General features: G+C 38.0%; 4 protein-coding genes. 3 read left to right on the top strand and 1 reads right to left on the bottom strand.

All coding sequences use genetic code 11. The features are described from left to right. Positions 1-226 precede the first annotated feature (226 nt). Positions 227-1,975: a B12-binding domain-containing radical SAM protein gene (locus M5A78_RS18700; RefSeq protein WP_248736797.1), complete on the bottom strand. Its 1,749-nt coding sequence runs from the start codon at positions 1,973-1,975 to the stop codon at positions 227-229. 525 nt (positions 1,976-2,500) lie between these two features. Between M5A78_RS18700 and M5A78_RS18695 the strand changes: the two genes are divergently transcribed. The 3 genes from M5A78_RS18695 to M5A78_RS18685 all read left to right on the top strand — a co-directional run bounded on the left by M5A78_RS18695 (position 2,501) and on the right by M5A78_RS18685 (position 7,090). After that, complete coding sequence (locus M5A78_RS18695) at positions 2,501-3,514, top strand: 2-oxoacid:acceptor oxidoreductase family protein (protein WP_248736796.1); 1,014 nt, start codon at positions 2,501-2,503, stop codon at positions 3,512-3,514. After that, a complete protein-coding gene (locus tag M5A78_RS18690) occupies positions 3,514-5,808 on the top strand; it encodes a thiamine pyrophosphate-dependent enzyme (RefSeq protein ID WP_248736795.1) in 2,295 nt (764 codons plus the stop codon). Before M5A78_RS18695 ends, M5A78_RS18690 begins: the two co-directional genes overlap by 1 nt. 157 nt (positions 5,809-5,965) lie before the next feature. After that, a complete protein-coding gene (locus tag M5A78_RS18685) occupies positions 5,966-7,090 on the top strand; it encodes a PAS domain-containing sensor histidine kinase (protein ID WP_248736794.1) in 1,125 nt (374 codons plus the stop codon). Positions 7,091-7,159: the final 69 nt, after the last annotated feature.

Genomic DNA, 7,159 nt, shown 5'->3' with positions numbered 1-7,159 from the left:
TAAGGGGCCTAAAAAAATTGTCCATGCAGGCGATGCTTACTTTTGCTGCCATGAATTTGAAAAAGATGGCCAATTGGACTTGGGAAAGTCCAGAAATGGCCTAAAAGTATGGATGGGATAGGTCTAAATTCTGCTCTTACGAGCAAAAATTCAACGAAAAGGCACCCGAATGGGCTCATTCGGATGCCTTTTGTCTACAATCTGAAATAAGCCGGATTAATCCGGCTTATTTTAATTCTTTAAATGGAAAAATAAGTGTGCGGTCATTTGATGGCTCAAAGTAGGCCAATAAACAAGCAGTCTTCTTTTCAATTTCTCCCTTTGTTAAATACTTTGCCAAATCAAAGGAAAGCTCCTCAAGCATCGTATGCTTAAATAATTCCTTTTCATCCAGGTGAAGCTCGATGTATTCCTGCCCTAAATGGTTCGGATTCTCAATGATTTGTTTATACAATTGTACGCGTGCACTTTTATCAAAACTTGCTTCCCACCAAGGCTTTCTAGGCTTATACTTATGATTTTTTAGGTAATCATACTTCATGAGACCGACAATTACGTCGAGGTTCTTGACAGATTTTTGCTCAAGAAAGAAGTGCAATCGGCGAAATAGGTCTTCAAGTTGGTGTCCGATTCTTGACCAACCCTGTTCTTCCCAGTAGGAACCAAATTCCTGGAAGAAATCAAATGGTGATGTGAACACATTCGTGACTAGGTATTCAACAGTCCGATCCATTCTATGGTCGTTCCAATACTTTTCTAATACATCTTCCACCTGTTTGATTCTCACAATATCGTCAAATGATAAGACATTATTACTTAAGATTTCATATGGAGAATGATCCATGTAAACATATTGATGGTCAGAAGCTCGAAGTCGTACACCAGTACCACGAAGCATTTTCAAAAAGCCTAATTGTAATTCTTCAGGTCTCATCTCAAAGACATCGTTGAACGTTTTCCGAAAGGAAGAATAATCTTCTTCTGGGAGCCCAGCAATCAGATCGAGATGCTGATCAATTTTTTGGCCTTCCTTTACCATCGTGACAGTTCTTGTCAGCTTGGTAAAGTTTTGCTTTCGCATCACAAGTTCATTCGTATAGTCATTTGTTGACTGAACACCTATTTCAAAACGGAACAGTCCTTTTGGGGCTTCTTGATTTAGAAATTCAATCACCTCTGGACGCATAATATCAGCTGTGATTTCAAACTGAAAAACGGTGCCAGGTAGATGCTCATCAATAAGGAAGCGGAACATTTCCATGGCATAGCTACGACTGATATTAAAAGTACGGTCAACGAACTTAATCGTCTTTGCTCCATTAGCCATTAAGTAACGAATATCTTCTTTAATTGTTTCCCGATCAAAATAACGGACTCCGACTTCAATGGAGGACAGGCAAAATTGACAGCTAAACGGGCAGCCCCTGCTGGTCTCGATATAAGCGACCCGTTTTCCTAAATTTCCTATATCTTCAGGAAAGCGGTACGGAGATGGAAGTTCTTTAAGGTCCAGCTTATTCATTTGTGGGGTTATCATGACTTCTCCATTATGGCGATAGGCAATTCCAGGGACATGATCATAATTGTTCGTGGTTTGAATTTCAGTAAGTAATTGTTTAAACGTTTGTTCACCCTCACCGATGACAATAAAATCAATATCGGGCTGTTTTTCCATCCATTCAGCGGTATCATAGGTTACTTCAGGTCCTCCTAAGACAATCAGAATGGATGGGTCGATTTTCTTTATCATATTGACGACTTTAAGGGTTTCTTCGATATTCCAGATATAGCAACTAAATCCAATCACCGTTGGTTTAGCTTGATAAAGATCGGAAACGATGTTCATGACTGGATCCTTAATGGTGTACTCTTTCATTTGTATGTTATATTCCGGGGCGGCGTAAGCCTTTAAATAGCGAATTGCAAGGTTTGTATGGATATATTTGGCGTTCAAGGTAGAACAGATAACATTCATTAGAAAACTCCTTTATGCAAATAAACAATTTTTATCCCTCATTAATGGGCAGTAAAACCCCCACTGATGGAAGTTTCACTTTATTCTAGCTTATTTTGGACGAAAAATATATCCCTCAAACATTAAGAAGACTCCTGCCATATTGGTAGGAGTCTTAGAAGATGTTGGAGATAAAATTTCCAAAGGACCAGGGCCTTTAAAAGCGTGGACGGCTACCTATTTGTAATAAACGATCTCTAATTCAATAAAAAGCAATTGCCTGCCACTATTAAATGTGGCAGGTTTTTCTTTTTTGGAAATCTGTTATATCACAGAAGGGGTACTGTTATATAATTGGATTAATGCTATAAATCCATATAAATTAGCGTTTTTTCTTATCGGAAAGATTGTGTTACAAAATTTTTTTAGCGTTGTTTAACATTTGTCACAGCTTAAAAAGAATTAATGTCCTACAATTATTTTGGAAAGTTAATTTTTTATGTCTATTTCTTGTGAATTTTTTGAACGAAAATGGGGAGGGGCAATATGTCTATTTTACCGAAAAAAAATGAGCTAGGATTCTTTGAAATCCGATTAGAATCAATCGGTGGTCTTGGAGCTAACCTAGCAGGAAAAATGCTGGCGGAAGCTGGTGTGTTTAGCCTTGGGTTGAACGGTTCCAACTTTTCATCATATGGATCTGAAAAGAAAGGATCTCCAGTAAAAAGCTTTATTCGTTTTTGTGAGGCGGATGTTCAAATCCGTGACCATAGCCCGATCGAACAGCCACATGTTGTTGGAGTATTCCATGAAGCGCTTTACAAAACCGTAAATGTTGTAAGCGGTTTAGACGCCGATGGTATTGTATTGGTTAATAGCGCAAGAGATTTTGATGATGTTAAAAAGGACTTACAGTTCGAATATGGCACATTAGCAATTGTTGATGCCTTAACCATTGCGGTTGAGGAAAAAACAAAAGTAAATACTGCCATGCTAGGGGCATTATATCGCATCTGTGATTTCTTAGATCCAGATTCAATGAGAGATGTCATCCGAAAAACATTTGAAAAAAAATATCCACATCTTGTTGAACCAAATATTCGTACATTTGACCGCGGATATAATGAAGTTCAATTTAAAACATATGAAGTACCAATAGGAGCTGTAGGTAAGGCGTTCACACGCCCGCTTCCACAGGTTGGTTATATGACACAGGAAATCGGTGGAGTCATTGTTTCTCCAGCAAATAGTATTTTAAAAGATTTAAGTGGTTCGCGCCAAGGATTCCTTCCAGAGTTTAAACAGGATAAATGCATTAACTGTGCAGCCTGCGATAATGTTTGTCCAGATTATTGCTTTGTTTGGGAAGAAGGGGAAGACAAACGTGGTAGAAAGCAAATGTTTCTTAAAGGAATTGACTATCAATATTGTAAAGGCTGCTTAAAATGCGTTGAAGCCTGTCCAACGGATGCTCTAGGCGATCTTCGTGAAATGATTGGGTACGCCGATGAAAATCGTGTAAAACAAAACTTTCCTTATGTTGCAGGAGGTATTCTCTAATGTCCATTTTAGAAGATAAATTAACATCCCAAGGCATCGCCGAACAGGTTTCTACCTTTGAATCTGGAAATGAAATGGCAGCGATGGCAGCGGCTCAAATCAACTATCATATCATGGGATATTTTCCAATCACACCATCAACAGAGGTAGCGCAATATTTAGATCTAATGAAAACACGCGGTGAGCATGATATTAAACTGATTCCAGCAGATGGTGAGCACGGATCAGCTGGAATTTGTTACGGTGCGGCAGCAACCGGGGCGCGCGTAGTTAATGCAACCAGTGCAAATGGTCTATTATATATGATTGAACAGCTACCTGTTCAAGCGGGTACTCGTTTTCCAATGGTTTTGAACCTCGTAACCCGTGCAGTTAGTGGTCCGCTTGATATTCGCGGTGATCACTCAGACCTTTATTATGCTTTAAACACAGGATGGGTTATTTTAACAGCGAGAACGCCACAAGCCGTTTATGATATGAATATCATGGCATTAAAGATTGCGGAACACTCAAAAGTTCGTTTGCCAGTTATTGTTGCTTATGATGGATTCTGGACATCCCATCAGAAGCGTAAAGTAGAATACTTCAAAGACCGTAAAATAGTTCAACAATTTGTAGGTGAATGCCCAACTGATTACAATTTCGCTAGAGATCCTAAGAAACCTGTTACCATCGGTGCACATATGAATGGCGAGGATATCATAAATAACCATTTCCAACAATCTGAAGCCATCTACAATGCTGGGGAAGTATTTAAAGAGATTTCAAGTGAATATGCGAAGGTTTCTGGTCGGGAATATCCTGTTCTAGATTTATATAATATGGAGGATGCCGATGTTGCAGTATTCCTATTAAACTCTGCTGCAGAGTCGGCTAAAGATGTTGTTGATCAATTACGTGCCAAAGGAGTGAAGGCAGGGGTTATTAGTCCGAATATCATCCGACCATTTCCTGCGAAAGAAATCCGTGAAGCACTTAAGAATGTAAAAGCTTTATTAGTCGGTGAACGTGCAGATTCATATGGAGCTCATGGTCCTAACTTAACACATGAAGTGAAATCTGCACTTCAAGAGGACCGAAACAATCAAACAATCGTCCTAAGCCGTGTATTTGGACTTGGCGGTAAAGATTTCTATGCAAGTGAAGCACATGATTTCTTTAATATGGCGATTGATGCGATGGAAAAAGGCTATGCTGAAAAGCCATTTGATTATTATGGTCATATTCCAGGTAATCCAGAAAATATCCTTAAGCCCGTTATTACACCTCAGCATGGGGATGTCTATAAATCTGGTTTAATTGAAGTGAACATGGATGAAGAGACCAATAAATTAAAGGTAAAAATTCCTCCGCTACGTGCACTTACATCAAAACCAAAACGAATTGCATCTGGTCACGGAGCATGTCCAGGATGCGGAATTTTTGCGGGTCTTGAATTGTTCTTTAAAGGTATTGAGGGAGATATCGTTACACTATTCCAAACAGGCTGTGCGTACGTTACAACTACTGCTTATCCACACAGCTCTCACAAGCAAACGATGATGCATAATCTATTCCAAAATGGTGCAGCCACTTTATCAGGTACAGTGGAAGCATTCATGGAATTAAAACGCCGTGGCGAAATTGAAGTATCTGATGATGCCACATTTGTGATGATTACTGGTGACGGTGGAATGGACATTGGAATGGGTTCTGCCATTGGAACAGCACTGCGAGGACATAAGTTAATTATGCTTGAATATGATAACGAAGGTTACATGAATACAGGCTCACAATTGTCTTATTCAACACCATTGGGTCATATGACAAGTACATCTGGAGTAGGGAAAAAACAACGAGGAAAAGCATTCCATCATAAAGATACTGCTCAAATTATGGCTGCAACAAATATTCCTTATGTGTTTACTGGTACCGAAGCATTCCCACAAGATTTGGTTAAAAAAGGTGCAAAAGCACAATGGTATGCGCAGAATGTAGGGACCGTTTATGGGAAAATCCTAATTACTTGTCCATTAAACTGGAAATCAGATGATCGCTATGGTACAAAAATTGTCGAAGAAGCGGTAAATTCTTGTTTCTTCCCTCTTTATGAAATAGAACAAGGGGTTACCACGATTACCTACAATCCAGAGGAAAAGAAAAAACGTGTTCCACTTTCTGATTGGTTAAAATATATGGGTAAAACAAAACATCTTCTAAAAGAGGAAAACAAACCAATTTTGGAAGAATTTGAAGCTGAAGTCGAATTAAGATGGTCGCGCCTAAAGGCAAAGCATGAAAATCCTATGTTATAAATAAAAAAAACGCAAAACGCCTAGTTTTGCGTTTTTTTTTCGATTATAAGCCATTAATAAAATATGATAGTCATATTAAAAGGATTTTTCTCATAATATGTAGAATAAATGACTTATCATTAAACCATGATTAAAGAAGTTCGCGGGGTGGCTATAAGTGGAGAAGCAGTTCAATCAGGAAAATGCTTTATCTCATGAAAATAAGGAGATGCAGATGAAGGAAACTGATTTGCAAAAAAGCGAACAAAAATATAGACGAATTTTTGAAGATTCCAATGAAGGACTTATATTATGGGATGATCAGCACTGTATCACTGATATTAATTATGCTGGTGAAAGAATGATTGGGATTTCAAAGGAAAAGTTAATTGGACATCGGATATACAATCTAGATATCTTCCAGGATGTAAAGAAACAGGAAATAGTGAATCATATTGATCAGGTTTTTAATAATGGAAAATGTACCTCCACATTCATTATTGACTATGAAGATGGAAGAAAGAAATACTTTGAATACTCTTCAAAACTTAACATTGTCGAAGGCTTGAATTTTACTGTATTTAAGGATGTAACGGAAAAGGTAGCGATGCAAGAGCAGCTGCGGAAGTCAGATACTTTGACGGTGATAGGTGAGCTTGCAGCTGGAATAGCTCATGAAATCCGAAATCCCATGACCGCATTGAAGGGATTCATCCAATTACTTGAGGGCAGTATTACAAAAGATCATTCGATGTATTATCAGGTTATTACTACAGAACTTCAGCGAATTGATTCAATTATTAATGAGTTTTTGATTTTGGCTAAACCACAGGCCATTAGGTTTCAAGAGAAGGATATTAATCAAATCATGAAGGAAACGGTTGACCTGCTTACTGCCCAAGCGGTTCTATATAATGTTCAATTTGTAACAGAATATAATGAACAGCTTCCGGCTATTTATTGTGAACCAAATCAATTAAAAAAAGTCTTTATTAATTTAATTAAAAATGCTATCGAGGTTATGCCTGGTGGAGGCAAGATAACAATTTCAGTCAAGAAAGCTGTTAATAAGCGAATTATTATCACGATTGAAGATGAAGGATCAGGAATACCTGAAGAAATGATAAAGAGGCTTGGTGAACCGTTTTATACCACAAAAGATCGAGGAACTGGCCTTGGCTTAATGGTAAGCTATCGAATCATTGATGAGCATAAAGGGACAATCAAGGTAAAAAGTGAAGAAGGAAAAGGAACCATTTTTCAAATAACCCTCCCATTTGACGGTAGCAACAGTATTAATTGAAAACACTTCTAAAAAAGGGAGTGTTTTTTTGCTGTTGACAAAATATTAGTTATTTGATATATATCTAAT

The organism is Neobacillus rhizosphaerae (genome assembly GCF_937468385.1).
GTDB lineage: Bacteria > Bacillota > Bacilli > Bacillales > Cytobacillaceae > Neobacillus > Neobacillus rhizosphaerae.
The sequence above is the reverse complement of the archived record's forward strand: the minus strand, read 5'-3'. Positions and strand labels throughout refer to the sequence as shown.